The 26337-nt window shown below is 46.2% G+C and carries 17 protein-coding genes, 4 tRNA genes and 3 rRNA genes; 15 read left to right on the forward strand and 9 right to left on the reverse strand.

Going from position 1 to position 26337, the window contains the following annotated elements:
* Positions 1 to 86: 86 nt before the first annotated feature.
* Positions 87 to 2153, reverse strand: a complete 2067-nt coding sequence (gene glyS / locus ITG09_00530) for a glycine--tRNA ligase subunit beta (protein UPR52203.1) — start codon at positions 2151 to 2153, stop codon at positions 87 to 89.
* Between the two features lie 2 nt (positions 2154 to 2155).
* On the reverse strand, positions 2156 to 3070 hold the full coding sequence (gene glyQ, locus ITG09_00535; protein ID UPR52204.1) for a glycine--tRNA ligase subunit alpha: 915 nt from the start codon (positions 3068 to 3070) through the stop codon (positions 2156 to 2158).
* A 420-nt stretch (positions 3071 to 3490) separates the two neighbouring features.
* Between glyQ and ITG09_00540 the strand changes: the two genes are divergently transcribed.
* Both ITG09_00540 and ITG09_00545 read left to right on the forward strand, forming a co-directional pair.
* Positions 3491 to 4045, forward strand: coding sequence for a TMEM165/GDT1 family protein (locus ITG09_00540; protein UPR52205.1), 555 nt, complete (start codon positions 3491 to 3493; stop codon positions 4043 to 4045).
* 151 nt (positions 4046 to 4196) lie between these two features.
* Positions 4197 to 4451, forward strand: a complete 255-nt coding sequence (locus ITG09_00545) for a hypothetical protein (protein UPR52206.1) — start codon at positions 4197 to 4199, stop codon at positions 4449 to 4451.
* A gap of 83 nt (positions 4452 to 4534) precedes the next feature.
* On the opposite strand, the gene tusA is transcribed toward ITG09_00545, so the two are convergent.
* Complete coding sequence (tusA, locus tag ITG09_00550; GenBank protein UPR52207.1) at positions 4535 to 4786, reverse strand: sulfurtransferase TusA; 252 nt, start codon at positions 4784 to 4786, stop codon at positions 4535 to 4537.
* A gap of 149 nt (positions 4787 to 4935) precedes the next feature.
* Between tusA and ITG09_00555 the strand changes: the two genes are divergently transcribed.
* A complete protein-coding gene (locus ITG09_00555; protein UPR52208.1) occupies positions 4936 to 5121 on the forward strand; it encodes a hypothetical protein in 186 nt (61 codons plus the stop codon).
* A 156-nt stretch (positions 5122 to 5277) separates the two neighbouring features.
* The gene (locus tag ITG09_00560) at positions 5278 to 6219 is read left to right on the forward strand and encodes a LysR family transcriptional regulator (protein ID UPR52209.1); all 942 of its coding nucleotides are present in this window, start codon (positions 5278 to 5280) and stop codon (positions 6217 to 6219) included.
* A 109-nt stretch (positions 6220 to 6328) separates the two neighbouring features.
* On the opposite strand, the gene ITG09_00565 is transcribed toward ITG09_00560, so the two are convergent.
* From ITG09_00565 to fadB, 3 genes are all read right to left on the reverse strand, one after another.
* Complete coding sequence (locus ITG09_00565; protein UPR52210.1) at positions 6329 to 7309, reverse strand: oxidoreductase; 981 nt, start codon at positions 7307 to 7309, stop codon at positions 6329 to 6331.
* Between the two features lie 242 nt (positions 7310 to 7551).
* Positions 7552 to 8715: an acetyl-CoA C-acyltransferase FadA gene (gene fadA, locus ITG09_00570; protein UPR52211.1), complete on the reverse strand. Its 1164-nt coding sequence runs from the start codon at positions 8713 to 8715 to the stop codon at positions 7552 to 7554.
* 26 nt (positions 8716 to 8741) lie between these two features.
* A complete protein-coding gene (fadB, locus tag ITG09_00575) occupies positions 8742 to 10913 on the reverse strand; it encodes a fatty acid oxidation complex subunit alpha FadB (protein ID UPR52212.1) in 2172 nt (723 codons plus the stop codon).
* A 227-nt stretch (positions 10914 to 11140) separates the two neighbouring features.
* Between fadB and ITG09_00580 the strand changes: the two genes are divergently transcribed.
* The 10 genes from ITG09_00580 to ITG09_00625 all read left to right on the forward strand — a co-directional run bounded on the left by ITG09_00580 (position 11141) and on the right by ITG09_00625 (position 19912).
* A complete protein-coding gene (locus ITG09_00580) occupies positions 11141 to 11764 on the forward strand; it encodes a YigZ family protein (GenBank protein UPR52213.1) in 624 nt (207 codons plus the stop codon).
* A gap of 34 nt (positions 11765 to 11798) precedes the next feature.
* Complete coding sequence (locus ITG09_00585; GenBank protein ID UPR52214.1) at positions 11799 to 13256, forward strand: potassium transporter; 1458 nt, start codon at positions 11799 to 11801, stop codon at positions 13254 to 13256.
* A gap of 10 nt (positions 13257 to 13266) precedes the next feature.
* The gene (gene hemG / locus ITG09_00590; protein UPR52215.1) at positions 13267 to 13794 is read left to right on the forward strand and encodes a menaquinone-dependent protoporphyrinogen IX dehydrogenase; all 528 of its coding nucleotides are present in this window, start codon (positions 13267 to 13269) and stop codon (positions 13792 to 13794) included.
* 540 nt (positions 13795 to 14334) lie between these two features.
* Positions 14335 to 15889: ribosomal RNA gene (locus ITG09_00595) — 16S ribosomal RNA — on the forward strand.
* A 123-nt stretch (positions 15890 to 16012) separates the two neighbouring features.
* Positions 16013 to 16088, forward strand: a tRNA-Glu gene (locus tag ITG09_00600).
* Between the two features lie 2 nt (positions 16089 to 16090).
* Positions 16091 to 16166: transfer RNA gene (locus tag ITG09_00605), tRNA-Lys, on the forward strand.
* Between the two features lie 32 nt (positions 16167 to 16198).
* Positions 16199 to 16274, forward strand: a tRNA-Val gene (locus tag ITG09_00610).
* A 367-nt stretch (positions 16275 to 16641) separates the two neighbouring features.
* Positions 16642 to 19534, forward strand: a 23S ribosomal RNA gene (locus ITG09_00615).
* A 100-nt stretch (positions 19535 to 19634) separates the two neighbouring features.
* Positions 19635 to 19750 (forward strand): 5S ribosomal RNA (gene rrf / locus ITG09_00620).
* Together the 16S, 23S and 5S rRNA genes with 4 tRNA genes alongside form the textbook arrangement of a ribosomal RNA operon.
* A 71-nt stretch (positions 19751 to 19821) precedes the next feature.
* A tRNA-Ser gene (locus tag ITG09_00625) sits at positions 19822 to 19912 on the forward strand.
* 125 nt (positions 19913 to 20037) lie between these two features.
* Here the strand turns inward: ITG09_00625 and ilvY are convergent.
* Complete coding sequence (gene ilvY, locus ITG09_00630) at positions 20038 to 20928, reverse strand: HTH-type transcriptional activator IlvY (protein UPR52216.1); 891 nt, start codon at positions 20926 to 20928, stop codon at positions 20038 to 20040.
* A 146-nt stretch (positions 20929 to 21074) separates the two neighbouring features.
* On the opposite strand from ilvY, the gene ilvC reads away from it, so the two are divergent.
* Entirely contained in the window at positions 21075 to 22559 is a 1485-nt protein-coding gene (gene ilvC / locus ITG09_00635; GenBank protein UPR52217.1) for a ketol-acid reductoisomerase, read from the forward strand.
* 274 nt (positions 22560 to 22833) lie between these two features.
* Here the strand turns inward: ilvC and ITG09_00640 are convergent, their stop codons facing one another.
* Positions 22834 to 23085 carry an accessory factor UbiK family protein gene (locus ITG09_00640; GenBank protein UPR52218.1) on the reverse strand — a complete coding sequence of 84 codons (252 nt, stop codon included), beginning with the start codon at positions 23083 to 23085 and terminating at the stop codon, positions 22834 to 22836.
* Between the two features lie 119 nt (positions 23086 to 23204).
* Positions 23205 to 26327: a multidrug efflux RND transporter permease subunit gene (locus ITG09_00645; GenBank protein UPR52219.1), complete on the reverse strand. Its 3123-nt coding sequence runs from the start codon at positions 26325 to 26327 to the stop codon at positions 23205 to 23207.
* Between the last annotated feature and the right edge of the window lie 10 nt (positions 26328 to 26337).

Below are 26337 nucleotides of genomic sequence, written 5' to 3' on the forward strand. Positions count from 1 at the left end.
AAACAAAAAGGGAAGCGAAAGCTTCCCTTTGGGTGTTTACCGTTAGTTACTCAGAGTATGGCTTAGAGCAACTGTCTCACTCGTGCTTATTTTTGCAGTAGAGAGATGTCAGCAATCTGTAGGAACAGGTTACGTAGGTTGTTCAGTAGCGTTAGACGGTTTTTCTTAAGCGCTTCGTCATCAGCCATAACCATTACGTTATCGAAGAATGCATCAACCGGTTCACGTAGGTCAGCAAGCTTGCTTAGAGCTTCTTGGTAGTTGCCTGTTGCGAACGCTGGTTCTAGTGCTTCAGTCATTACTTCAACGTTTTCAGCCAGTGCTTTCTCTGCGTCTTCTTGAAGAAGCGTTAGGTCGATTTCAGCTGGTAACTCGCCATCGAATTTCGCAAGGATGTTACCTACACGCTTGTTCGCTGCTGCTAGTGCTTCTGCTGCTTCCAGTTCACGGAAGTGAGAAACCGCTTTAACACGTTGGTCAAAGTCTGCTGGCTTAGTTGGACGACGTGCTAGTACCGCTTGGATGATATCAACGCTGAAACCAGCATCTTGGTACCATGCGCGGAAACGACCTAGCATGAAGTCGATAACGTCAGCTTCAACGTTGTCGTTGGTTAGCTTGTCGCCTAGTAGTTCTTTCGCTTTACCGATCAGATCGGTTAGGTCTAGGTTGTAGCCGTTTTCAACGATGATACGTAGCACACCTAGAGACGCACGACGTAGAGCGAATGGGTCAGAACCTTTTGGTGCTTGGCCAATACCGAAGATACCTACGATAGTGTCTAGCTTGTCTGCCATTGCTACTGCAGAAGAAATACCAGTGCTTGGTAGGTCATCACCTGCGAAACGAGGCATGTACTGCTCGTAAAGTGCTAGTGCAACTTGCTCGTCCTCGCCATCGTGAGTTGCGTAGTGCATGCCCATTACACCTTGTGTATCCGTGAATTCGAATACCATAGATGTCATTAGGTCACACTTAGCTAGTAGGCCAGCACGCTTAGACTTCTCAACGTCAGCATCGATTTGCTCAGCGATGTAGCCAGCAAGTTCTGTGATGCGGTCTGTTTTGTCCTTGATAGTACCAAGCTGCTTCTGGAAGATAGCTTGGTCTAGTTCAGGAAGACGGTCGATCAGCGGACGCTTACGGTCTGTGTTGAAGAAGAACTCAGCATCAGCAAGACGTGGACGTACAACCTTCTCGTTACCTTCGATTACGTGACGAGGCTCTTTAGACTCGATGTTCGAAACGAAGATGAAGTTTGGTAGAAGGTTCTTATCAGCGTCATACACTGGGAAGTACTTCTGGTCGCCTTTCATGGTGTAAACCAAGGCTTCAGAAGGCACTTTTAGGAACTCTTGCTCAAACTTAGCAGTAAGCACCACTGGCCATTCAACCAAAGAGGTAACTTCTTCAACAAGGTCATCTTCTAGGTCAGCAATACCGCCAACCGCGTCTGCTGCTTTTTTAGCATCAGCAAGGATGATCGCTTTACGCGCATCGTAATCTGCCATTACTTTACCGCGCTCTTCTAAGATCGCAGGGTATTGGTCAGCAGAGTCGATTGTGAACTCTTGTTCGCCCATGAAACGGTGGCCACGGATAGTACGAGCAGAAGCTACGCCTAGGATTTTGCCTTCAACAAGCTCATCCCCTAGTAGTACTGTCAGTGTTTTCACTGGACGGATAAATTGAATGTCTGAGTTACCCCAGCGCATTGCTTTAGGAATTGGTAGGCCAGCCAGTGCTTTCGCAGCGATGTCCATCACCAATTCTTGAACTGGTTTGCCAGCTACTTCTTGTTTGAAAAGAAGCCACTCGCCTTTGTCTGTTTTCAGACGCTCAGCTTGCTCAACAGTGATACCGTTACCGCGAGCCCAACCTTGTGCTGCTTTAGTCGCGTTGCCTTCTGCATCGAATGCTACGGAAACAGCAGGACCACGTTTTTCAACGACTTTATCCGCTTGGCCTTCAGCCAGTGCTGTTACTTTAAGTGCTAGACGACGAGGTGCTGCGTACCACTTGATGCCTTCGTGAGAAAGCTCAGCCGTTTTAAGACCTGATTCAAAGTTAGAAGCAAAGGCTTCTGCTAGAGAACGAAGTGCCGTTGGTGGAAGCTCTTCCGTACCCAGTTCAATTAGAAAATTCTTCGCCATGATTATTTATCCTTCTTACACATTGGGAAGCCAAGCGCTTCACGTGACGCGTAGTACGCCTCAGCAACTGATTTAGTCAGGTTGCGGATACGAAGGATGTAACGTTGACGCTCTGTTACAGAGATAGCTTTGCGCGCATCAAGGATGTTGAATGCGTGGCCTGCTTTTAGAATGCGCTCGTAAGCTGGAAGCGGAAGTGGCTTCTCAAGCTCAAGTAGCTCTTTACACTCTTTCTCGCACTGGTCGAAGAAAGTGAATAGGAAATCTACGTCTGCGTGCTCGAAGTTGTATGTTGATTGCTCAACTTCGTTTTGGTGGAAGATGTCACCGTAAGTCACGTTAGAACCGTCTGGTGCAACGTTCCATACTAGGTCGTAAACAGAATCTACTTCCTGGATGTACATTGCTAGACGCTCGATACCGTAAGTGATCTCGCCAGTTACTGGCTTACACTCAAGGCCGCCAACCTGTTGGAAGTAAGTAAACTGAGTTACTTCCATGCCGTTTAGCCATACTTCCCAACCAAGGCCCCATGCGCCTAATGTTGGGTTTTCCCAGTTATCTTCAACGAAGCGAATATCGTGAACAAGTGGGTCAACACCAAGAACCTCTAGTGAGCCTAGGTACAACTCTTGGATATTGTCTGGCGATGGTTTTAGCGCTACTTGGAATTGGTAGTAGTGCTGCAGACGGTTAGGGTTTTCACCGTAACGGCCATCAGTAGGACGACGTGAAGGTTGTACGTAAGCTGTAGACATTGGCTCTGGGCCAAGTGCTCGTAGACATGTCATTGGGTGAGAGGTGCCTGCACCTACTTCCATATCTAGAGGTTGAACAATGGTACAACCGTTTTGAGCCCAGTAATCCTGCAGCGCGAGGATCATTCCCTGGAAGGTTTTGATATCGTATTTTTGCATAGTCAGGTTCGCGCGATTCTTTTAAATGAATGATAAAAATAACCTCTGAGTATACCGAGATATTGGTAAGGCGAGTAGGGGTAATCTTGTTTAATTAGTGGTCTAAAATGTCGTTTAGTGGATTTTTTTGCCTTTAATGTTTGTTTTTCGGCACAAGTGGATATTTTGATAAGTTTGACACTTGTGTTTGAAAGCGTGGGTGATTAAAATCTCGCGGTCTTTGGGGAGTAGCTTACTTATTCATATCCTATTGAATGAGTTCGTTCGTCAACATAATTGATGCAAAATCATCATGGCGTTCGAGGCAACCACCACCTTGGTGGCGCTTAGCAAGACCTTAGACAAGCATCGTGAACCGGGATGGGGCGCGAGGTTTGTCTTTGGTTAAATATAATAATCTCCATCCCAAATGAGCATGTCGTGAGCGTTTTAGCAATTTCAATTACAACTGTCGCCTTAGCCGAGATCGGTGATAAGACCCAGTTGCTATCCCTTTTATTAGCCAGTCGATATCGAAAACCGATACCTATCATTGCGGCTATCTTCTTTGCCACCATTGCCAATCATGCCCTTGCTGCATGGCTCGGGGTTGTAGTCGCCGATTATCTTTCACCTGAAGTTTTAAAGTGGGTGCTGGTGGTCAGTTTCATCGCTATGGCGGGCTGGATTCTGATTCCCGATAAGTTGGATGACGATGAGCAGATCTCAAACCGAGGCCCGTTTGTCGCCAGTTTCATCGCGTTCTTCATTGCTGAGATTGGTGATAAAACCCAGATAGCGACCTCCATTCTAGGGGCTCAATACTCTGATGCATTAATGTGGGTGATTCTAGGTACTACGATCGGTATGTTATTGGCGAATGTGCCAGTGGTTATCATCGGTAAGTTGTCGGCAGATAAGATGCCGCTTGACCTGATTCGTAAGATCACGGCCTTATTATTCGTGGGTTTAGCTATCGCTGCGGCTTTCTATTAACAGGTAGTATTGAGTCTTATTATACTCAATCAGTAGAGTAATGTGTTGTAGGTCATACTCTTACAGTATTGTGGGGTTTATCGAGCGAATGGACATATAACTGTCATACTTGTCATGATATTTTAATATTGTGAGTTAAGAACACGAGGGCATGATTATGTTGACGCGTTATATGGGTATTACTCCACAAAGCCAAAGTTATCTATTTACCTTTGGTCTTGCACTTACACTATTAGGCATGGTGTTGACGGACATGTGGCTGCCAATGGTCGCGGGTGCCATCATCATGACTGCGCTTGCGGTTGAGGCTTGGATTCGGGTCGCGCATATTATTCCGATGCGCAAAGATATCCGGGAAATTCAGCATCAGCTCGAGCATCTGCAAAACAAGTCTAGAAGCGAATAAACAAAAAGTCGCTCGTACTCTGAGTTCTGTTTAAGAACATAAGGTACGAGCGGCTTTTTTGATACTTGATAGTCGGTGGGGCGTTACGCCTCCAATCCCTTTCTGATCAAATACTGGTAAGGCAACGTTTCTGTTGCTTGGCCTACCAACTGGTGATCCATGAATCGACAAAAGCTCGGAATATCTCGAGTTGTCGAAGGATCGTCAGCTTTTACCAGTAACACATCGCCATCCTGCATGTTTCTAATTGTCTTCCTGACCATCATTACTGGTTCCGGGCAACGCAGGCCTTCAGCTTCTAAAGTATGGGTTGCCAGTTCAGGTTTGAATGTCATGGTTTGTATCTCTATATCTATCTAACGAGTGAATAATACGTCTGCAGAAAAAATATGCAATAAGTGCTTGGCAAACAGAATCATTTCCTATAACTTAGTTAACAAGTTGATAACAACTTGAAGCAAAGGCAACTAGCTAAGGAGTGGCGATGTTGACAGGATTAGATAGATTAACAATTTATTCAGTTCTCTGTTTTATTTCTTTTTGTGCGTTAGTACTACGCTCATCGACAGAGACCTCTCTAATGCCAATCTTTGGCATAGTAGCAACGATTATTGGTATTTGGGTAGAGATGCGCCGTTGGCAAGGCATAGCCGAGGAGCAAGAGCACTAACCCGAGTACTACAAGCAAATTCCGATACGACAACATTCCGACACTATCCCCAAATTTTCTTGGGCTTCCCCGCGTAATTGCGGGATTTTTTTTATCTAAAGCATGCTATAAACAACTTAGTGACCAATGATCATTGTATACAGCTAGGTAAGTGGCGTGGAATTAGAAGACATCTATCGTAGAGACCTTAATTTATTGGTCGCTTTAAAGGTATTGATTGAAGAGGGCAGTGTTAGCCAGGCTGCGATTCGTCTTAACTTAAGTCAGTCGGCAACCAGCCGAGTATTAGGGCGCTTAAGAGAGTTACTCAACGATCCCTTGTTTACGCGTCAAGGTCAGCACCTTATCCCCACCAAAAAAGCACTTGAGATCAGCCAGCGCATTGATCAGCCTTTAGAATCATTCCGCCAACTGCTTAGCCCGAGTGATTTCGATCCTTATTATTGCAGTGAGCGCTTTTTGATTGCGACCACTGACTACGCGATGCAAACCATCTTACCTTATGCACTACCGAAGATTTATGAGCAAGCGCCGAACATCTCTCTGGAGTTTGCACCGCTGCAGCATGAGCATTTGTTTAAACAACTCAGCACCGAACGCGTTGATATGGCGATCTGTCGTCCGAGTGGCAGCATTGCACCACTTCATCAAGAAGTATTAGGGCCGGTTGGTGTGTCGTGTCTGTTATCTAAAAACCACCCATTAGCGGATCAGCCTTTAAGCCTTGAAGACTATGTTTCACTCCCACATGCGATGATTGCGATCAGTGATGGTGTTAAAGCTTTATTGGATAACGCTTTAGCCAATCAACAACCTCGCAAAATGGTGCTGCGTGCTTATCACCTTGAGGCTGCATTGGCGATTGTTGATAGAATGCCATTAGTGATAACTGTACCCGCTGATTTGGCTTATTTGGTGGCAGAGCGTTATGATTTAGTCGTCAAGCCGTTGCCATTTGAGTTTATGCCGTTTGATTACTCACTGATCTGGCACTCACGCTGCGATTCTTCTGCCTCGCAACAATGGTTAAGAAGAGTGGTAAAAGAGGAGTGTGGTGAGTTGATTCAGAAGCGTATTGCGGATGTTGGCTTGGGTTAACTTAACTTAGATCTAGCTTTGGTTTACTCGATCCAAACGACAAAAATGCAAAAGGGCTGATTACTATCAGCCCTTTGTTGATCTTGGATATTTAAACCTTAGCTGATTACTAAAGCTTTATAACTACGCGACCAGTGATTTGACCGTTAGTGATGTCTTCTGCCGCTTGAATAGCGCCATCTAAAGATACTTCTTTAGTCGCTTGGCCGTAGAAAGACTCAGGTAGCAACTCAGCAAGTTGTTCCCACGCTTTAATACGTTTCTCACGAGGGCACATTACTGAATCAACACCTTGTAGGCGAACGTTACGCAGAATGAATGGCATTACCGTTGTTGGTAAGTCAAAGCCGCCAGCTAGGCCACACATTGCAACCGCACCGTTGTAATCAATTTGCGCCAATACTTTCGCAAGTACTTTGCTGCCTACTGTATCGATAGCACCAGCCCACAGTTGTTTCTCAAGTGGTTTTGCTGGTTCTTCTAGTTCCGCACGTTCAACAATGCGTGTCGCGCCTAGTGATTTTAGAAGCTCGCCATTTTCTGAAGCACGGCCAGTCACTGCTGCCACTTTGTAGCCCAGTTGGTTAAGTAGAGTGATAGACACGCTGCCTACACCACCACTTGCACCGGTTACTAGGATTTCACCGTCTTCAGGTTTGATACCAGCATCTACGATAGCTTGCACACAAAGCATAGCAGTGAAGCCAGCTGTACCAATCGCCATTACTTTCTTAGCGTCAAGACCTGCAGGCATTGGCACTAACCAGTCACCGTTTAGGCTTGCTTTCTCAGCCATGCCGCCCCAGTGGCCTTCACCTACACCCCAACCCGTCAGAACCACTTCGTCGCCCGCTTTGTAGCGAGGGTCATCAGATTGTGAAACCACACCAGAAAGGTCGATACCAGGAACCATAGGGAAGTTGCGAACAATGCGCCCTTTACCTGTTATCGCCAAACCATCTTTGTAGTTCAAAGAAGAGTAGCTCACATCAACCTTCACGTTACCTTCTGGTAATTGAGACTCATCAATTTGAGAAACTGATGCGATAGTTTTTTTGTCTTCTTGGTTTAGTACAAGTGCTTTAAACATGATCTGCTCCGTAGGAGGAATATTAGGAAACTGAAGTAACTTTAGTTGAATCGTTGGAGAAAAAATAATGAAACATCAACATTGAATCTATGCGTTTTGTGCATAGATGTAGGTGGTGCTTTTTCTTTTGCCAAGTTCGCTGAACGAATCGATAGATTATCGGATGCCGGGTAATAAAAAGTGCAGCTATATAAATATAGCTGCACAAAAGATTACCCTGCAAGTATTACTGTCAGTGATCGCTATGGGCGTTCAAATACCGTTGCAATACCTTGGCCTAAACCAATACACATGGTCGCTAAGCCGTATTTCACGTCTTGCGCTTCCATCAGGTTGATTAGGGTGGTCGATATACGAGAACCAGAACAACCTAGTGGATGACCGAGTGCAATCGCACCACCGTTAAGGTTAACTTTCTCGTCAACTACATCCAATAGACCGAGATCTTTAGCACATGGTAGAGATTGAGCAGCGAACGCTTCGTTGAGCTCAATAACGCCCATATCTTCAATGTTCAGACCTGCACGTTTTAACGCCTTTTGAGTCGCCGGTACTGGGCCGTAACCCATTATTGAAGGATCACAACCCGCGATAGCCATCGACTTCACGCGAGCGCGGATCTTAAGGCCAAGCGCGTTGGCTTTATCTTCACTCATGATCAGCATTGCCGATGCACCATCAGACAATGCTGATGAAGTACCTGCTGTTACCGTTCCGTTTGCTGGGTCAAATACCGGGCGAAGCTGAGATAGACCTTCAACCGTTGTTTCTGGGCGAATAACTTCATCGTAATCCAGAGTGAACAGTGAACCGTCTGCTGCGTGAGCTTCTGTTGGTAGGATTTCGTTCTTGAAACGACCTTCTACTGTTGCAGCTTGTGCTCTAGCGTGTGAACGAGCAGCGAAGGCATCTTGGTCTTCACGACTGATACCGTGCATTTTGCCAAGCATCTCAGCCGTTAAGCCCATCATTCCTGCTGCTTTTGCTACGTGTTTAGACATGCCTGGGTGGAAATCGACACCGTGGTTCATAGGTACATGACCCATGTGTTCTACACCACCTATCAAGCAGATTTCCGCATCTCCAACCATGATTGAACGAGCAGCATCATGCAAAGCTTGCATAGATGAACCACATAAACGGTTCACCGTTACTGCACCAATTTCAATCGGTAGGCCAGCAAGCAAGGCAGCGTTACGAGCCACGTTAAAGCCTTGCTCTAGCGTTTGTTGTACACAACCCCAGTAAATGTCTTCAATTTCGACAGGGTTTACTTCTGGGTTGCGCTCTAAAATGCCTTTCATCAAATGTGCCGATAGATCTTCAGCACGAGTGTGACGGAAAGCTCCACCTTTGGAACGTCCCATTGGGGTACGAAGGCAATCAACAACAACTACATTATTCATTTTGCTATTCCTTTTCCAAATGTGGGTTACAGAGAACTGGCTTGTTGGCCGTCGTAAAAGCTTTCGCCCTTCGCTGCCATATCAAGCAATAGTTGAGGAACTTGGTACATTGCACCTAAGTCTTGGTAGCTCTTCGCCATTTCAACGAAGTTACCAATACCCACACTGTCTAAGTAGCGGAATACGCCGCCTCTGAATGGAGGGAAGCCTAAACCGTAAACCAGTGCCATATCCGCTTCTTGCGGTGTTGCGATGATGCCTTCTTCTAAACAAAGCACCACTTCGTTGATCATTGGAATCATCACACGCTGGATAATTGTCTGGTCATCAAAGTCTTGCGGCTGTTGGCATACGTCAGCCAAGATAGGAAGAATGTCTTCAGAGAAGGTTTTCTTCGGGCGACCGCGTTTGTCCACGCTGTATGTATAGAAACCGCTGCCGTTCTTCTGGCCGTATTTCTCAGCGACGTAAAGCGCGTCAATTGCATCACGACCTTCTTTACCCATACGCTCAGGGAAACCTTGCGCCATTACTGCTTGTGCGTGGTGTGCTGTGTCTAAACCTACAACGTCTAGCAAGTAAGCAGGGCCCATTGGCCAACCGAACTTACGCTCCATGACGTTATCGATCTTCGTGAAGTCAGCACCGTCACGTAGCAACATGCTGAAACCGCCAAAGTAAGGGAAAAGTACACGGTTAACGAAGAAGCCTGGGCAGTCGTTAACAACGATAGGGGATTTACCCATCTTCGCTGCGTAAGCAACCACACGATTGATCGTTTCTTCTGAAGTATGCTCGCCACGGATGATCTCAACCAAAGGCATGCGGTGCACTGGATTAAAGAAGTGCATGCCACAGAAGTTCTCTGGGCGTTTCAAAGATTTCGCTAACAGGTTAATCGGAATCGTTGAGGTATTTGATGTAAGAACCGTGTCTTCACCAACCAAACCTTCCACTTCGCTCAGTACGGCTGCCTTTACTTTAGGGTTCTCTACAACGGCTTCCACAATCACATCTGACTGCTCAACACCTGCGTAATGTAGGCTTGGAGTAATAGAAGACAGAATACCTGCCATCTTGAATCCATCGAGACGACCGCGCGATAAACGTTTATTCAACAGCTTAGAAGCTTCATTCATTCCTAGATCAAGTGATGCTTGTGCGATGTCTTTCATCATCACTGGCACGCCTTTCAATGCTGATTGGTAAGCAATACCGCCGCCCATGATGCCAGCGCCAAGTACCGCTGCTCGTTCAGTCGCTTTGTTGGCAGACTTACCCGCTTGTTTCGCTAGGCCTTTGATGTATTGGTCATTCAAGAATAGACCGACCAATGCTTTTGCTTCTTCAGATTTCGCTAGCTTAACGAAGTGTTTACGTTCGATGTCGAGTGCTGCATCGCGATCACTACGTGCTGCTTCTTCGATAGCGATAACCGAAGTGATGGGTGCTGGGTAATGAGGCCCTGCTTTTTGAGCCACTAAGCCCTTAGCCATGGTAAAGCTCATCATCGCTTCTAGTTTGCTTAGTGAAAGCGCTGATGTTTTTTGTTTACGACGTAGCTGCCAATCGAGTTTTTCATTGGCTGCCAGAGAAACGGTGTTGATAGCCGATTCTAATAACTGGTCTGTATCTACAATGGCATCTAGCAAGCCAACCTTAAGCGCTTCATCAGCACGGCATGCTTTGCCTTGAGTGATAATTTCCATTGCGCTGTCAGCACCGATAACACGAGGCAGGCGTACACAACCACCAAAGCCAGGCATGATGCCAAGTTTGGTTTCAGGTAGGCCAATGCTGGTGGTCTTGTCACCGATACGGAAATCGGTAGCCAGTACACATTCACAGCCTCCGCCAAGGGCATGGCCACGCATCATTGAAAGAGTTGGGACAGGAAGGTCTTCGAGCTTGCTGAAGATTGAATTTGCGAATCTTAACCATTCATCAAGTTCTGCTTCTGGCTTAGCGAATAGGCCAAGAAATTCAGTGATGTCTGCGCCTACAATGAACGCGTCTTTGTTTGAAGTTAAGATTAAACCACGTAATCCTGCGTGAGCATTAAGAGCGTCTAACGCTTTATCTAGTGATTCTAAAGTAGCAAGGTCGAGTTTGTTTACAGAGGCCGGAGCGCAGAAGCTTAATTCCGCAATACCATCTTGTAATTCCTTTACCTGTAGGGTGTTAGCTTGGTAAATCATTGTCTATCTCCATGACATACAATCCACGATTGTTTGAGAGAATCTTGTTATCTTTCTATTATTGTAGAATACCTGGTAAGACCAGTTACCTTAGTCTGTACCTCTGCTTGGTGAATTTCAATACATTTTTTAAACAATTGTTTAACATTGTGCGATAGCACAGATCCTCTAACCCTTATTATTCACGCGTGATACACTTCGCCGCTCTTATTAATTAAGTTAACGATATGAATGAACAGCCCTATTTAATACCGTCTGCGTCGGCTCTGTTTGAAGAAGAGATAAAAAAGAGCGTCTTTATTACTCATCTTGCTCATACTCCAAGTGTAGAAGCTGCCAAACAGTTCGTAGAGCAGGTAAAGAAAGAGCATTCTTCAGCGCGACATAATTGTTGGGGTTTTGTGGCAGGGCGACCTGAAGATTCAATGCTTTGGGGCTTTAGCGATGATGGTGAACCCTCAGGTACAGCAGGTAAGCCGATCTTGGCACAACTGTCTGGTTCTGGTGTCGGTGAGTTAACGGCTGTGGTGACTCGTTATTCAGGTGGAATTAAGCTTGGAACGGGTGGTTTGGTTAAGGCCTATGGCGGAGGAGTGCAACAAGCTCTCAAGCTGCTTCAAACAATCGAGAAAAAAATAACCACAAAATTACGGCTAGAGTTAGACTATGGCTTTGTGCCAATTGCGCAATCCATCATGGCTCAGCATCAAGCTGTTGAGGTCCAAGCGGATTATGGTGTTCAAGTTGAGCTTATTATTGAAATAGAGCTCCTGCAGGTAGATTCGTTTACCCAAACCATGATCAATAAAAGCGGTGCTAAGGCACTGGTAACGAAAGTCAAAGATAACTAGGAAGTGTGAAGCATTTCGCTTCGTTCAATAGCTCATGCAATTTCGCTCAATTATTCGAATCGTCGGATTATTATTAGCACTTTTTAGTGTATCAATGCTCGCACCTGCGCTAGTCGCACTTATCTATCGAGATGGTGCGGGTGTGCCATTTGTGACGACTTTTTTCGTTCTATTATTTTGCGGAGCAACTTGCTGGTTTCCAAACCGCCGCTATAAACATGAATTGAAAGCGCGTGATGGTTTTTTGATTGTTGTTTTGTTCTGGACGGTAATCGGCAGTGCGGGTGCGTTACCGTTTTTGATCGCTGATAACCCGAGTGTTTCGGTAACCGATGCCTTCTTTGAATCCTTTTCTGCATTAACTACCACAGGGGCGACGGTTATTGTCGGCCTTGATGATCTGCCTAAGGCTATTTTGTTTTATCGCCAATTCCTGCAGTGGTTCGGTGGTATGGGTATCATCGTATTGGCGGTAGCCATTCTTCCTGTTCTTGGTATCGGTGGCATGCAGCTGTACCGAGCTGAAATTCCAGGCCCTGTAAAAGACAGTAAGATGACCCCGCGTATCGCTGAAACGGCAAAAGCGCTGTGGTACATCTATCTCAGTCTAACGATTGCTTGTGCGGTAGCGTTTTGGCTAGCCGGTATGAGTTTCTTTGATGCGATCAGCCATAGTTTCTCGACTATCGCTATTGGTGGCTTCTCAACGCATGATGCAAGCATGGGCTATTTCAACAGTCCTGCTATCAACATGATTACGGTTGTGTTCCTTCTTATATCTGCGTGTAATTACTCACTTCACTTCGCTGCTTTTGCTTCAGGTGGTGTGCATCCTAAGTATTACTGGAAAGATCCTGAATTCCGCGCTTTTATCTTTATTCAAGCAGTGCTGTTTTTGGTTTGTTTCTTATTGTTACTGAATCACCACTCTTATGACTCGTACTACGACGCTTTCGATCAAGCCTTGTTCCAAACCGTGTCTATATCTACAACTGCTGGTTTCACCACGACTGGTTTTTCAGAGTGGCCACTGTTCTTGCCCGTACTGCTTTTGTTCTCTTCTTTTATAGGGGGATGTGCAGGTTCTACGGGTGGTGGTATGAAAGTGATTCGAATCTTACTACTTACTCTGCAAGGTGCTCGTGAAATGAAGCGTCTTGTTCACCCGCGCGCTGTCTATACCATCAAGGTTGGTGGTTCTGCACTACCACAACGTGTCGTGGATGCGGTTTGGGGTTTCTTCTCTGCATACGCTCTGGTTTTTGTGGTTTGTATGTTGGCTCTTATTGCAACCGGCATGGATGAGTTGAGTGCGTTCTCTGCCGTGGCCGCAACATTGAATAACCTCGGCCCGGGCCTTGGCGAAGTAGCGGTGCACTTTGGCGATGTGAATGACAAAGCAAAATGGGTACTTATTGTATCTATGCTATTTGGCCGATTAGAAATTTTCACCTTATTAATCTTATTGACCCCTACGTTTTGGCGTAGCTAAGGACAACATTGTGGCAAAAGCTCTATTTTTGTATTCAAGCCGTGAAGGCCAGACCAAGAAAATCTTGAACTATATAAAAGAAGAAATGAATGAGTTCGAATGTGAGCTTCAAGATCTGCACACAACTGGTAATGTCGACTTTGCTCAATATGACAGGGTATTGATCGGTGCATCGATTCGTTACGGCCACCTTAATAAGAAGCTATATCAGTTCATTGATGCCAACCTTAGTCAGCTGCAATCAAACAAGGTTGCGTTCTTCTGCGTGAACTTAACAGCGCGTAAAGAAGACCAAGGCAAAGATACACCAGAAGGGAGTGCTTACATTAAGAAGTTTCTTATAAAGTCTCCGTGGCAGCCGACGTTAATCGGTGTATTTGCCGGTGCCCTCTATTACCCACGTTACAACTGGTTCGATAAAACCATGATTCGCTTCATTATGAATATGACTGGTGGCGAAACGGATACAACCAAGGAAGTTGAGTACACAAACTGGGAAAAAGTCTCTTTATTCTCTAAGAAACTGCAAGAGATGTAAGAGAAAAGCCTACTTTTGAGGCGTTTTGTGCTCTTTTTAATCGAACGAATAAAAAAACGAGAAAAACTTCAAAAAGGGCTTGCCAGTGTGATCGAAATCTCTATAATGCCACCTCGCTGACACGGGATGGCTTCGAAGCTTAGGTTTCAAAAGCAGGAACGAATCAGTAGGTCAAATTAGCCAAGCTAAGCGCTTGAAAAAAGTTTTGAAAATAGTGGTTGACACTAAAACTTAAATCGCTAAAATGGCCGTCCGATTTGAGCGAAGCTCAAAAAGGAAAAGCTCTTTAACAATTTAAACCTATCAATCTGTGTGGGCACTCGTTGATGAATATCAAAACGTTATTACTTAGGTAGTAACAGTTACTTCGGTAACAAACTTGATTTCAATGAACTGAGTGACCAATACAAAATTAAGTTTACTTAATTTTGGCACAGTCAATTCATTACCATTCTGTTGGAATGGTAATAGCTTTAAAATTACACTCTTTATTTATAAAGAATAGTTTTGAAGTCAGTATTCGTTGAGTCACAAAATCTTAAATTGAAGAGTTTGATCATGGCTCAGATTGAACGCTGGCGGCAGGCCTAACACATGCAAGTCGAGCGGAAACGACACTAACAATCCTTCGGGTGCGTTAATGGGCGTCGAGCGGCGGACGGGTGAGTAATGCCTAGGAAATTGCCTTGATGTGGGGGATAACCATTGGAAACGATGGCTAATACCGCATAATGCCTACGGGCCAAAGAGGGGGACCTTCGGGCCTCTCGCGTCAAGATATGCCTAGGTGGGATTAGCTAGTTGGTGAGGTAATGGCTCACCAAGGCGACGATCCCTAGCTGGTCTGAGAGGATGATCAGCCACACTGGAACTGAGACACGGTCCAGACTCCTACGGGAGGCAGCAGTGGGGAATATTGCACAATGGGCGAAAGCCTGATGCAGCCATGCCGCGTGTATGAAGAAGGCCTTCGGGTTGTAAAGTACTTTCAGTTGTGAGGAAGGGTGTGTAGTTAATAGCTGCGCATCTTGACGTTAGCAACAGAAGAAGCACCGGCTAACTCCGTGCCAGCAGCCGCGGTAATACGGAGGGTGCGAGCGTTAATCGGAATTACTGGGCGTAAAGCGCATGCAGGTGGTTCATTAAGTCAGATGTGAAAGCCCGGGGCTCAACCTCGGAACTGCATTTGAAACTGGTGAACTAGAGTGCTGTAGAGGGGGGTAGAATTTCAGGTGTAGCGGTGAAATGCGTAGAGATCTGAAGGAATACCAGTGGCGAAGGCGGCCCCCTGGACAGACACTGACACTCAGATGCGAAAGCGTGGGGAGCAAACAGGATTAGATACCCTGGTAGTCCACGCCGTAAACGATGTCTACTTGGAGGTTGTGGCCTTGAGCCGTGGCTTTCGGAGCTAACGCGTTAAGTAGACCGCCTGGGGAGTACGGTCGCAAGATTAAAACTCAAATGAATTGACGGGGGCCCGCACAAGCGGTGGAGCATGTGGTTTAATTCGATGCAACGCGAAGAACCTTACCTACTCTTGACATCCAGAGAAGCCAGCGGAGACGCAGGTGTGCCTTCGGGAGCTCTGAGACAGGTGCTGCATGGCTGTCGTCAGCTCGTGTTGTGAAATGTTGGGTTAAGTCCCGCAACGAGCGCAACCCTTATCCTTGTTTGCCAGCGAGTAATGTCGGGAACTCCAGGGAGACTGCCGGTGATAAACCGGAGGAAGGTGGGGACGACGTCAAGTCATCATGGCCCTTACGAGTAGGGCTACACACGTGCTACAATGGCGCATACAGAGGGCAGCAAGCTAGCGATAGTGAGCGAATCCCAAAAAGTGCGTCGTAGTCCGGATTGGAGTCTGCAACTCGACTCCATGAAGTCGGAATCGCTAGTAATCGTGAATCAGAATGTCACGGTGAATACGTTCCCGGGCCTTGTACACACCGCCCGTCACACCATGGGAGTGGGCTGCAAAAGAAGTGGGTAGTTTAACCTTTCGGGGAGGACGCTCACCACTTTGTGGTTCATGACTGGGGTGAAGTCGTAACAAGGTAGCCCTAGGGGAACCTGGGGCTGGATCACCTCCTTATACGAAGATACTTACGATGAGTGTCCACACAGATTGATTAGGTTTAGAAAAGCAAAGAGATGAAGAACTCCCAAGTTCTTCAAGGTTTGTTTCTACTTTTTAAAGTAGAGATGAATTAGCAGTGTCCCGTTCGTCTAGAGGCCTAGGACACCGCCCTTTCACGGCGGTAACAGGGGTTCGACTCCCCTACGGGATACCATTGGGTCGTTAGCTCAGTTGGTAGAGCAGTTGACTTTTAATCAATTGGTCGCAGGTTCGAATCCTGCACGACCCACCATTCTTTCTCCGCGAAGGAATTAAAACTATCGTGGGCGATTAGCTCAGTTGGGAGAGCACCTGCCTTACAAGCAGGGGGTCACTGGTTCGAGCCCGGTATCGCCCACCATTCTCTAAATATTCTTGGAAGTTAAATCTCCAAACCACTTCTTATGTCGTTGGTTGGATTTTTCGACTGTGAGAGTCTTTAGAAAATGTGAATTTTAGAACACTGGTTCTTAAAGTCTCATGCTCTTTAACAATTTGGAAAGCTGACTGATTTGATTACTTACGAGTAATTCAAATCAAATTTAAAAGTTCTCAATGTTTACCTTTATGGTAAACACAACAAACACATTCAAGTGTCTTGTATTCGAATCAATGTTTACATTGATTCACAATTGAGTCCGGCAAACAGTTATCAAGAATTAACCCTTCTTGATGACAACCAAAAACCTTGGTTAGTTGCCATACGCTAAGACCCTTTCGGGTTGTATGGTTAAGTGACTAAGCGTACACGGTGGATGCCTTGGCAGTCAGAGGCGATGAAAGGCGTAATAACTTGCGATAAGCCCAGATTAGGTAGTAATAACCTTTTGAGTCTGGGATTCCTGAATGGGGAAACCCACTTGCATAAGCAAGTATCCTGTTGTGAATACATAGCAACAGGAGGCAAACCGGGGGAACTGAAACATCTAAGTACCCCGAGGAAGAGAAATCAACCGAGATTCCGAAAGTAGCGGCGAGCGAAATTGGATTAGCCCTTAAGCTTTTAATGAGACAGATGAAGGCTCTGGAAAGTGCCGCAATAAAGGGTGATAGCCCCGTAATCGACATCTCATAATCAGTGAAAACGAGTAGGGCGGGACACGTGATATCCTGTCTGAATATGGGGGGACCATCCTCCAAGGCTAAATACTACTGACTGACCGATAGTGAACCAGTACCGTGAGGGAAAGGCGAAAAGAACCCCTGTGAGGGGAGTGAAATAGAACCTGAAACCGTGTACGTACAAGCAGTAGGAGCACCTTCGTGGTGTGACTGCGTACCTTTTGTATAATGGGTCAGCGACTTAATTTTAGTAGCAAGGTTAACCGTTTAGGGGAGCCGTAGGGAAACCGAGTCTTAACTGGGCGTACAGTTGCTAGGATTAGACCCGAAACCAGGTGATCTAGCCATGGGCAGGTTGAAGGTTGAGTAACATCAACTGGAGGACCGAACCGACTAATGTTGAAAAATTAGCGGATGACTTGTGGCTAGGGGTGAAAGGCCAATCAAACCTGGAGATAGCTGGTTCTCCCCGAAAGCTATTTAGGTAGCGCCTCGGACGAATACTACTGGGGGTAGAGCACTGTTAAGGCTAGGGGGTCATCCCGACTTACCAACCCTTTGCAAACTCCGAATACCAGTAAGTACTATCCGGGAGACACACGGCGGGTGCTAACGTCCGTCGTGGAGAGGGAAACAACCCAGACCGCCAGCTAAGGTCCCAAAGTATAGCTAAGTGGGAAACGATGTGGGAAGGCTCAGACAGCCAGGATGTTGGCTTAGAAGCAGCCATCATTTAAAGAAAGCGTAATAGCTCACTGGTCGAGTCGGCCTGCGCGGAAGATGTAACGGGGCTAAGCTATACACCGAAGCTGCGGCTACGTACCTTAGGGTATGTGGGGTAGGGGAGCGTTCTGTAAGCCGTTGAAGGTGGTCTGTAAGGGCTGCTGGAGGTATCAGAAGTGCGAATGCTGACATGAGTAACGATAAAGGGAGTGAAAAACTCCCTCGCCGGAAGACCAAGGGTTCCTGTCCAACGTTAATCGGGGCAGGGTAAGTCGACTCCTAAGGCGAGGCCGAAAGGCGTAGTCGATGGGAAACGGGTTAATATTCCCGTACTTCTTACAATTGCGATGGGGGGACGGAGAAGGCTAGGTGGGCCTGGCGACGGTTGTCCAGGTTCAAGTATGTAGGCGGAAAGTTTAGGTAAATCCGGACTTTCTTAACGCTGAGATACGATGTCGAGCTACTACGGTAGTGAAGTCATTGATGCCATGCTTCCAGGAAAAGCCTCTAAGCTTCAGATTGTAAGGAATCGTACCCCAAACCGACACAGGTGGTCGGGTAGAGAATACCAAGGCGCTTGAGAGAACTCGGGTGAAGGAACTAGGCAAAATGGTACCGTAACTTCGGGAGAAGGTACGCTCTTATCAGTGAAGTCCCTTGCGGATGGAGCAGACGAGAGTCGCAGATACCAGGTGGCTGCAACTGTTTATTAAAAACACAGCACTGTGCAAAATCGTAAGATGACGTATACGGTGTGACGCCTGCCCGGTGCCGGAAGGTTAATTGATGGGGTTAGACTTCGGTCGAAGCTCTTGATCGAAGCCCCGGTAAACGGCGGCCGTAACTATAACGGTCCTAAGGTAGCGAAATTCCTTGTCGGGTAAGTTCCGACCTGCACGAATGGCGTAATGATGGCCACGCTGTCTCCACCCGAGACTCAGTGAAATTGAAATCGCTGTGAAGATGCAGTGTACCCGCGGCTAGACGGAAAGACCCCGTGAACCTTTACTACAGCTTGGCACTGAACATTGAACCTACATGTGTAGGATAGGTGGGAGACTATGAAACCGCGTCGCTAGATGTGGTGGAGTCGTCCTTGAAATACCACCCTTGTAGTTTTGATGTTCTAACGTTGGTCCCTGAATCGGGATTACGGACAGTGCCTGGTGGGTAGTTTGACTGGGGCGGTCTCCTCCCAAAGAGTAACGGAGGAGCACGAAGGTGGGCTAAACACGGTTGGACATCGTGTGGTTAGTGCAATGGCATAAGCCCGCTTGACTGCGAGAATGACAATTCGAGCAGGTGCGAAAGCAGGTCATAGTGATCCGGTGGTTCTGAATGGAAGGGCCATCGCTCAACGGATAAAAGGTACTCCGGGGATAACAGGCTGATACCGCCCAAGAGTTCATATCGACGGCGGTGTTTGGCACCTCGATGTCGGCTCATCACATCCTGGGGCTGAAGTCGGTCCCAAGGGTATGGCTGTTCGCCATTTAAAGTGGTACGCGAGCTGGGTTTAGAACGTCGTGAGACAGTTCGGTCCCTATCTGCCGTGGGCGTTGGAAAATTGAAAGGGGCTGCTCCTAGTACGAGAGGACCGGAGTGGACGAACCTCTGGTGTTCGGGTTGTCATGCCAATGGCATTGCCCGGTAGCTAAGTTCGGAATCGATAACCGCTGAAAGCATCTAAGCGGGAAGCGAGCCTTGAGATGAGTTTTCCCTGGCACTATAAGTGTCCTAAAGGGTTGTCGTAGACTACGACGTTGATAGGCAGGGTGTGTAAGTGCTGCGAGGCATTGAGCTAACCTGTACTAATTGCCCGTGAGGCTTAACCATACAACACCCAAGGGGTTTTGTGGACTCAATAGAAAGACAGACCTTGAATGAGTTTGAAGAGAAATAACTTTTAGATAAGCTTTCCGAATTTTAAAATTTGCTTGGCGACCATAGCATTGTGGACCCACCTGATTCCATGCCGAACTCAGAAGTGAAACACAATAGCGCCGATGGTAGTGTGGGGCTTCCCCATGTGAGAGTAGGACATCGCCAGGCTTTAAATATCGTTACCTGTGTATACATGTAACAACATCTACAGTGTACTAATCTGTTGATGACAATTTGTTGGAGGGATGGCTGAGTGGTCGAAAGCACCGGTCTTGAAAACCGGCAACCGTTAATAGCGGTTCTAGGGTTCAAATCCCTATCCCTCCACCACCATTGAAAAGCCCGCTGAGAAATCAGCGGGCTTTTTTCATATTTGTCGTTTAGAAAAACAATAAAGAGCACTAACGTGCTCTTTATCTGTGACTCCACACCGGCTTGTTATCACTTATAGATAACTAGTCTTGGAGGTATTTACCTTCAGCGACCTGCCAAAATGCTCTAATTAACGGATTTTCTAACTGCGATCGCTTACAGCACACTCCCAATTCAAACGGCTTGATTGGCTCTATTTTTAAGCGGTCGACTTTATCTCTCACAGGGCTGTTGTTGATTACAACGTCTGGCGCGATACCAACCCCACAACCAAGAGCAACCATACTTACGATCGCTTCATGACCTGATACCTGAGCGTAAATGTTGGGCTTTATCTTCATCTTTTTGAACCACGCGTTCGCACGTTCTCGTGCAGTACCTGCTTCTGGGATGATAAAAGGTACTTCATTCCAGTTTGGTTTATCTGATTGCAGCTGCTGGCTAAAACTACTCACGCCGGATGGGATGATGACTGACAGTGGTATGTCGCTGATGGTTTCGAACTCTAATCTTGAGGGAAGAATGTCTGGCTTCGCTGAGATAGCGATATCTGCTTCATCATTTAAAATTTTGTCGATAGATTGAGCCGGATCGCCAGTAGAGAGCTTAAATTCAATATACGGATGAATAGCCCTAAATTCGGTTATGAGTTCAGGTAGGTGACTGTAGCTAGCCGTTACTGAACAAAATATACGGATCTCACCTTTAAGTTCTTGCTCTCCGCCCTTCAGGTGAAGGTTATATTGCTGCCACTCTCCCACGATGCTCAATGCTACAGGCAATAGGTGTTTTCCTGCTGGGGTAAGATCAACACTGCGGTTGTCTCTGATTAGCAGTTCTTGTCCTGTTTCCTCTTCAAGCTTTTGTACCTGACGGCTCAGCGCAGAAGGACTGACGTGCATAGCAGCAGCGGTTTTGCTGAAACTTTTGCTGTCACATAAATGTATAAATAATTGTAGAGATTTTATGTTCATGTTCTGCGATCGTTTCCATGTTGCATTTATTGCAATAACTAATTGTGAATATATCACTTTCAGCAACGGAGTGTCTGTTTTAGTATGAAGTCATTCGATAGAGAGATATCGACCTTACGGACTTATTTTTAAAGGAGTGCCCTAGAATGGCTAACTATTTCAATACATTAAACCTTCGTGAACAACTTGACCAATTAGGTCGTTGCCGCTTTATGGATCGTGAAGAATTCGCGACAGAAGCTGAGTATCTTGAAGGTAAGAAAATCGTAATTGTTGGTTGTGGTGCTCAAGGCCTAAACCAAGGCCTAAACATGCGTGATTCTGGTCTAGACGTATCTTACGCTCTACGCCAAGCAGCAATTGATGAAAAGCGTCAATCATTCAAAAATGCTGATGAAAACGGCTTTGTTGTGGGTAGCTACGAAACGCTAATCCCTCAAGCAGACCTAGTAATCAATCTTACTCCTGATAAGCAACACACAAACGTTGTTGAAACAGTAATGCCTCTAATGAAGCAAGGTGCTGCTCTTGGTTACTCTCACGGCTTTAACGTTGTTGAAGAAGGCATGCAACTACGTGATGATCTTACGGTTGTAATGGTTGCACCTAAATGTCCAGGTTCTGAAGTTCGCGAAGAGTACAAGCGTGGCTTTGGTGTACCAACATTGATCGCTGTTCACCCAGAAAATGACCCTAAAGGCGAAGGTTGGGATATCGCTAAAGCTTGGGCTGCAGGTACTGGTGGTCACCGTGCTGGCTGCCTAGAGTCTTCTTTCGTAGCGGAAGTTAAATCTGACCTTATGGGCGAGCAAACTATCCTTTGTGGCATGCTACAAGCAGGTTCTATCGTATCGTACGAGAAGATGATTGCTGATGGCATCGAACCGGGCTACGCAGGCAAACTTCTACAATACGGTTGGGAAACGATCACTGAAGCACTGAAGTTTGGTGGCGTAACTCACATGATGGACCGCCTATCTAACCCAGCTAAAGTTAAAGCGTTTGAGCTTTCTGAAGAGCTTAAAGACCTAATGCGTCCGCTTTACAACAAGCACATGGATGACATCATCTCTGGTCACTTCTCTAGCACGATGATGGCTGACTGGGCGAACGATGACGTGAACCTACTAGGCTGGCGTGAAGAGACAGGCGAAACGGCATTCGAAAACTACCCGGCTTCTGACGTAGAAATCTCAGAGCAAGAGTACTTCGACAACGGTATCCTAATGGTTGCTATGGTTCGTGCCGGTGTTGAGCTAGCATTCGAAGCTATGACGGCATCAGGCATTATCGACGAGTCTGCTTACTACGAATCTCTACATGAGCTTCCACTAATCGCAAACACAGTTGCTCGTAAGCGTCTTTACGAAATGAACGTTGTAATCTCAGATACTGCTGAATACGGTAACTACTTATTCGCTAACGTAGCAACACCGCTACTACGTGAGAAGTTCATGCCTTCAGTAGCAACAGACGTAATCGGTCGTGGTTTAGGTGAAACATCTAACCAAGTTGATAACGCTAAGCTAATTGAAGTAAACGAAGCTATCCGTAACCACCCTGTAGAATACATTGGTGAAGAGCTACGTAGCTACATGAGCGACATGAAGCGTATCGCTGTAGGCGGTTAATTAGTCGCTTAGATACTGATAAATATGTAGAAAAAGCAAAGCAGTATCACTAACTCCTTACAGGTTGGAGTTGTAAATAAGCAGCACAACATCTAATAGAAAGGCTTGGTCGCCGTTGACCAAGCCTTTTTTGCTTTTAGGGAAAAAGTATTACAAAGTAATTAAGTAATATTGCTTGATAGGTCTTCGTCGACTTGCAGTTATTGATTGATCCTCAGAAATACAAAAGGGTTGGTGCTTTCACACCAACCCTTTCAGTTTTCTTGCTTTACGCTTACTTGTCGGCAATCTTTGCTTCTAAGTCCGCTAGCTTTTGTTCCATTTCAGTCAGCTTTTGGCGAGTGCGCAGTAGTACTTGTGTTTGAACATCAAACTCTTCACGGCTCACAACGTCTAGCTTGTTTAGTTGGCCTTGGATAACTTGGCGAACTTTTTGATCTACGTCTGAACCAAGCTCTTTTACTGGTTGAGGCATAGAATCGTGGATCTGCTTAGCAATCTGCTCTAGTTTTTTTGGATCAAACATATCAATTAAAACTCCTGAATATTTACCACTATTCTATTTAATCACACTTGAGATGTCGCCTATGGCGTATAAAAAAAGGCCACCGAAGTAGCCTTTTTATTGTTAATACGACTTAGCGATTACTTATTATCAGCTAATTCTCTGTGTGCTGCTTTTGCTTCATCGACGCGAGCTAGCTTTTCTAGGTCTTTGTCTTCAACAAATACAGGTAGAGGTTTGTGTTTTTCAGCCAAGTAGCTGTAAATCACTGGCAGTACAAATAGCGTGAAGATAGTACCAATCGCTAGACCAGCAACGATTACGATACCAATACTAAAGCGCTGAGCTGCACCCGCACCACTTGCGTACATCAGTGGGATTAGACCCGCGATCATCGCAGCTGTTGTCATCAGGATTGGACGAAGACGAACCTTCGCGGCTTCCATTACCGCTTCGATACGAGTTTTGTGATGATGCAACTGTTCTTCTTTTGCAACTTCACAGATCAAGATACCGTGCTTGGTAATTAGGCCGACCAAGGTGATCAAACCTACTTGCGAGTAGATGTTCATCGTTGCCGCACCCCAAGCCAGAGCGATTAGGGCACCACAGATCGCCAGTGGTACAGATACCATGATAACTAATGGATCTTTCAGGGATTCGAATTGAATCGCCAATACCAAGAAGATGATAGCCAGTGCTAGACCAAAGGTCGCGTAAAGTGCGCTACCTTCAGTTACGTATTGGCGTGCTTCACCCATGTAATCGTGGTTGTAGCCACTTGGAAGCTTATTCGCCGCCGTGTCTTCAAACCATGCAATTGCATCACCCATTGCAGCGCCTGGAGCAGGTACCGCACCAATCGTCGCAGAGTTCAATTGGTTGAAGTGAGGAAGAGAGCGAGGCTCTGCCACAACATCAATCGTGATCAAACTTCCTAGTGGTACAGCATTACCGTCCGCAGCTCGTACGTAGTAGTTATTCATCGACTCTGGGTTCAAACGGAATTTACGTTCAACTTGAGGGATAACCTCGTAAGAACGACCATTCAAGTCGATACGGTTTACGTAGCCATCTGACATCATAGTACCTAGCGTGATACCGATATCTTGCATGGTCACACCGTATGCGCCCGCTTTATCCTTGTCGATGTGTACTTTCATCGTTGCTGAGTCATAGTTCAGATCGAGATCCGAGTATACGAACAGTGGGTTTGTCGCTACATCAGTCAAGATGTCAGTGGTGATCTGGAACAAGCTCTCAAAACTGTTTGGTGTTGTTATAACAAACTGAATTGGAAGACCTGAACCCGCACCTGGTAGTTCTGGCATTTGGAAGGCTGTTACTGCCATTCCAGGCACATCTTTCACCAAACCACCAACGCGGTTTGCTACCTCAGATTGGCTTGCTTCACGCTCACTCCAAGGAACCATAGATGCAATACCAAACGCTTGGTTTGCATTAGGAACACCTGTGAACACCTGCGCGTAAGCTACTTCTGGCTGATCAGACAGAATCTTGTTTACGTCGTTCATGGTATTTTGCATGAAGTCTAAGTTCGCATTAGATGGTGCAGTACCCATCAGCATGATTACACCTTTATCTTCTGAAGGTGCTAATTCACTAGGGATGAACTTAAACAGCATCGGCAAGCTTGCAAATACGATAACAGCAAAGCCAATGAATACTGGACGGTGATTCATAACCGCACCAAGCATACGCTCGTAACGGTTAGTCATACCATCCAAAACGCTATGAACTTTCTGCTCAAACTTGCTCGGCTCAGCGTGAGCTTTTAGCATTTTTGAACACATCATTGGCGACAAGGTTAATGCCACGATACCTGATACAAATACTGAACCTGCTAGGGTTAACGCAAACTCTTTAAATAGTGAGCCTGTGATACCACCCATCATTGCGATCGGCGCGTATACCGCGCCTAGCGTTAGTGTCATTGCGATAACAGGAACCGCAATTTCACGAGTACCGATGATCGCAGCACGGAAAGGGGACTCCCCGAGCTTGATATGCCTATCGACGTTCTCAAGTACTACGATCGCATCATCTACCACCAGACCGATGGCGAGTACCATTGCTAGTAGCGTCATCAAGTTCCAAGAGAAGCCCATTGCCTGCATTACCATTGCCACACCAATCAGAGACAGTGGGATAGTAACGATAGGGATCAGTACCGCTCGGAATGAACCTAAGAACAAGGTAATTACGATCAATACGATTAATGCCGCCTCAAGAATTGTCTTGATAACTTCTTGAATTGACTCGTTAATCGCAATAGTTGAATCGTACATTACGTTCATAGAGATGTTGCTTGGTAGGTTCTTCTCTAGTTGAGGAAGAAGCTCAAGTACATCTGCAGCGATGTTGATTGGGTTTGCACTTGGTGCCGCATTAATTGCAGCAACAACTGCTTCCTGACCGTTCGCACTTGCACGATAAACGTCGTGGCTCTTCTCTAGAGAAACCTTAGCGATGTCAGATAGGCGAATAATCTCACCTTCACCACTTCTAACGACTAAGTTCTCTAGCTCTTCAGTGTTTGATACTTGCGTGTCAGCACTGCCGTTATAAAGAACAAATTCACCTGTAGCTTGACCCGTAGCTGATTGGTAGTTGTTCGCATCCAATACCGCCATTACGTCAGTTGCCGTTAGGTTTACTGCCGCCATTTTTGATGGGTCTAGCCACACGCGCAGTGCGTATTTCATACCACCATATAGGTCAACTTTAGATACACCGTTTACCGTGAATAGTTGCGGGTTGATTACACGCTCTAGGTAATCGGTAATTTGACTCGATACCAACTCATCACTAGTAAAACCAATGTAGAGTACCGCCGTCGTTGAACCGGTCGACATAGTTACGGTTGGATCTTCGGCTTCTTTAGGAAGCTGAGAACGCACCGAGTTAGTCTTGGCCAGTATGTCAGACAGCGCCGCATTCGGATCGGTGTTCAACTTCATGTTCACGGTAATAGTAGAACTACCGAGCACAGAAGAAGAAGTCATATAATCGATGTTATCCGCTTGAGCCACAGCCTGTTCGAGAGGCTGGGTGATAAAGCCTTGGATAAGATCGGCACTTGCACCGTAGTAACTCGTGGTTACGGTTACGACGGTATTCGTCATTTCAGGGTATTCACGCACCTGCATTTTGAAGATTGCTTGTAAGCCAAGCAGTGCAATCAAAAAGCTGATGGATACCGCTAAAACTGGACGTTTAATAAAAACATCAGTAAAGCGCATTGTGCCTCCA

Source organism: Vibrio cyclitrophicus, assembly GCA_023206055.1.
Lineage (GTDB): Bacteria > Pseudomonadota > Gammaproteobacteria > Enterobacterales > Vibrionaceae > Vibrio > Vibrio cyclitrophicus_A.

What these genes read in the sequence shown, in the direction of transcription:
- ITG09_00585 (UPR52214.1), top strand. Translation starts at nt 11,799, where the DNA reads ATGCAATTTCGCTCAATTATTCGAATCGTCGGATTATTATTAGCACTT.
- ITG09_00565 (UPR52210.1), bottom strand. Translation starts at nt 7,309, where the DNA reads ATGTTTAAAGCACTTGTACTAAACCAAGAAGACAAAAAAACTATCGCA.
- fadA (UPR52211.1), bottom strand. Translation starts at nt 8,715, where the DNA reads ATGAATAATGTAGTTGTTGTTGATTGCCTTCGTACCCCAATGGGACGT.
- ilvY (UPR52216.1), bottom strand. Translation starts at nt 20,928, where the DNA reads ATGAACATAAAATCTCTACAATTATTTATACATTTATGTGACAGCAAA.
- fadB (UPR52212.1), bottom strand. Translation starts at nt 10,913, where the DNA reads ATGATTTACCAAGCTAACACCCTACAGGTAAAGGAATTACAAGATGGT.
- ITG09_00545 (UPR52206.1), top strand. Translation starts at nt 4,197, where the DNA reads ATGATTATGTTGACGCGTTATATGGGTATTACTCCACAAAGCCAAAGT.
- tusA (UPR52207.1), bottom strand. Translation starts at nt 4,786, where the DNA reads ATGACATTCAAACCTGAACTGGCAACCCATACTTTAGAAGCTGAAGGC.
- glyQ (UPR52204.1), bottom strand. Translation starts at nt 3,070, where the DNA reads ATGCAAAAATACGATATCAAAACCTTCCAGGGAATGATCCTCGCGCTG.
- ITG09_00640 (UPR52218.1), bottom strand. Translation starts at nt 23,085, where the DNA reads ATGTTTGATCCAAAAAAACTAGAGCAGATTGCTAAGCAGATCCACGAT.
- ilvC (UPR52217.1), top strand. Translation starts at nt 21,075, where the DNA reads ATGGCTAACTATTTCAATACATTAAACCTTCGTGAACAACTTGACCAA.
- glyS (UPR52203.1), bottom strand. Translation starts at nt 2,153, where the DNA reads ATGGCGAAGAATTTTCTAATTGAACTGGGTACGGAAGAGCTTCCACCA.
- ITG09_00645 (UPR52219.1), bottom strand. Translation starts at nt 26,327, where the DNA reads ATGCGCTTTACTGATGTTTTTATTAAACGTCCAGTTTTAGCGGTATCC.
- ITG09_00580 (UPR52213.1), top strand. Translation starts at nt 11,141, where the DNA reads ATGAATGAACAGCCCTATTTAATACCGTCTGCGTCGGCTCTGTTTGAA.
- ITG09_00555 (UPR52208.1), top strand. Translation starts at nt 4,936, where the DNA reads ATGTTGACAGGATTAGATAGATTAACAATTTATTCAGTTCTCTGTTTT.